Source organism: Caballeronia arationis (assembly GCF_001544975.2).
In the GTDB taxonomy this organism is placed as follows: Bacteria; Pseudomonadota; Gammaproteobacteria; order Burkholderiales; family Burkholderiaceae; genus Caballeronia; species Caballeronia arationis.
In genome coordinates, this window is sequence record NZ_FCOG02000338.1 from 1 (window position 1) to 2667 (window position 2667).

The window sequence follows — 2667 nt, forward strand, 5'->3', positions numbered from 1 at the left end:
AGACTGAACGATCGTCGGCGAGGCCTTGTCAACGTACTTGCTGAAGCTGAGATCATGGACGGATGCCGTGCCGGTGCCTCCACCCGTGCCGCTGTGCGTCGAGCCAGTCTGGAGGACGCCCCATGACCAGTCGAGCACTTCGATCTCCTCGCTGTGCACCGCGTCAGCTGATTCACCCTTGATGTCGCCAAGCTTAAGAAACATATCTACTGCCATGTCAGTCTCCAAAAATTCGTGCGTCTTACGGCACAGAAATATTCGCGTCGTTTCAGTGCGAAGCTACAACTTGTCCTTGATATTCGATTCGTACTCCTCTTCATGAAAAGCGGATTGGCGCCAGATAAATGGACGTCGATCCGAGGCAGTCCTTCGGCTGGCCTTGGCCAAGCGTGTGCGCTGCCCGCCCGAAATTCGCGGCTCGCGGAGCGAGGACGCGAGTCTGAGCCGCGCCGTCACTCGCCGGGCCGGGAAGGCTGCTCCAGACGTTCCAGCAGCCTATAGCGTCTCGCCTTGGTTCCGACCGCGGCTCGTTGCGCGCTCCGTGATTCGAAAACAACCGGAAGGCGGGGCTTATTCCGAAAAATTCGGAAAAATTTCTGAATGAATGGAGGGCTGAACTGGCCAACTGGGTAACCCGAGCCTCCGCCGTCCGCAAATAGAAGAAGTTGTCGTTCCGGCAGGGCTTTTCCGTGAGCTTTCAGCAGACGATTTTCGCCAAAATGCCATTGGAACCACACAAAGGGGGCCAGCCGCCATCAGCAACGTGCTACTTGGGCCGTGGGTAGGAAGCCTTTACGAGGCGGAAGGATCGAGGGCTACGGATTCTCGTACTTTCCGAGTCGCATTACGGCCCTGCTCATTTCGAACGACCTACGGTCACATCGGAGGCCATCAAAGCACTCGCCCAGGCAAAGAAGCACTCCGAGGTTCAGCGAAAGCGAGAGAAGCAGCATCCCCATTACGCCAAGATCCTGACTTCGATGCAACGGCGCGACAAGCGCGAACCGGTTCGGCACGGCAAACAGTGCAGTGGCGATCATCCCGCTGCGAAGCGCGGCGGAATTAGTGCGATCGATGAGTCTCTTCCCGACGCGGGTCGGCGAGTGAGGTCCGGACTGCTCCGGTGATCCGGCATCCATCACGATGCACGTTTTGTCCGGGTGAACGTCGTCTCTGTCCGTTGAGGGCGACGCGGCTCAGGCTCTAAATTGGCAGCATTAAACCCACCGGGCGCCTGCGAGAAGCAACATTAACTCGCGCGCCACCCCGCCCGAGCAAACCGCCAGCGCAGCGGAATGATCGGGCGGCTCTAGAGGAGACACCGCCATGGCCCATCAGATAACCCTCCGTTTTGAGGACGGAGTGACCCGCTTCATCGAGTGCGAGGAGTGCGAGCGCGTCACCGATGCGGCTATTCGCGCCAAGATCAATATTCCACTCGACTGCCGTGATGGGGTGTGTGGCACCTGCAAGGCGGTCTGCGAGTCCGGCGACTACGTACTGGGCGACTGCGTGGAAGGTGCGCTCAGCCCCGAAGAGGCGAGCGCCCATAAGGTTCTCACTTGCCAGATGAGCCCACGTTCCGACTGCGTGATCCAGCTCGCCACGGATTCCGATGTCTCGGGGACCGGCCCGTCCTCCCACCAAGGACGGATCGCCGCCTGCGAGCGAGCGTCGGACACCACGATCACCTTCTCTGTCGAGTTGGAAAAACGCGGGGATCTCAGCTTCCTTCCCGGGCAGTATGTCAACATCCGGGTGCCCGGCACCGATCAGACCCGCTCCTACTCGTTCAGCTCGGGGCCGTCCGAGCCGCGTGTGTCCTTCCTCGTGCGCAATGTGCGTCAAGGGGTGATGTCGAATTGGCTGTGCGAATCCGCCAAGGTTGGAGACCAAATCGAATTTCGCGGCCCGCTGGGAAGCTTCTACCTTCGTCCCATTGAGCGGCCAATGCTGTTTCTGGCGGGCGGCACCGGCCTCGCGCCATTCCTCTCAATGCTGGACAAGATCGTCGCAGACGGCGGCAGTCCGTACCGGATCCACATGATCCTGGGTGTGAACACCGACGAGGATCTGGTCGGCATCGATCGGCTCGAAGCCTTTGCGCAGCGCCTGCCTAACCTCACCTATGCCTGTACGGTCGCTAGTCCCGACAGTGCCTATCCCAACAAGGGCTATGTCACCCACCACATCAGCGCCTCCCAGCTCAACGATGGCGATGCGGATGTCTACCTCTGCGGGCCGCCGCCGATGGTCGACGCGGTGCGCGATTTTCTGTCGTCGGGAGGGCTGACGCCGCGCAACTTCTACTACGAGAAGTTCGCGGGCACCGGCCTCGTGGTTCAGACCGGCGAGGAGCACATCGCTCCTGTCGATGTTGATGAAGCCTTCGACCTGCGCATGGCGCTCGAACTGGGAGCGGCTCAACTGACCATGGGCCGGCTGTCGAGCGAGCAATTGATCGCGTTCCGCCAGCTCGCCGAGGCGACGGCGCAGTGCGTGTCCGGGCGGCGCTTTACCGACGTTGCGCGCTACATCGTGGCCAACCACGCGTTCCACCTGTTCACCATCGAAGCTTCCGGCAACGCGCAGCTGATTGCGCTCTACCGGCAACTGGCCGTACAGGATTACATCGCTCGCGCGCTGACTGACCAGATTGAGATCGTC

Annotated in this window: 2 protein-coding genes; one reads left to right on the plus strand and one right to left on the minus strand. The window is 60.7% G+C overall.

Features of this window, described 5'->3' with window-relative positions:
* Nucleotides 1-216: type VI secretion system tube protein Hcp (locus AWB81_RS41850; RefSeq protein WP_200822635.1), on the minus strand; the 216-nt coding region annotated here is incomplete at its 3' end.
* Between the two features lie 1110 nt (nucleotides 217-1326).
* Here AWB81_RS41850 and benC point away from each other — a divergent pair.
* Nucleotides 1327-2667 (plus strand): benzoate 1,2-dioxygenase electron transfer component BenC (gene benC / locus AWB81_RS41860; protein ID WP_144444368.1); only part of this gene is annotated, 1341 nt, incomplete at its 3' end.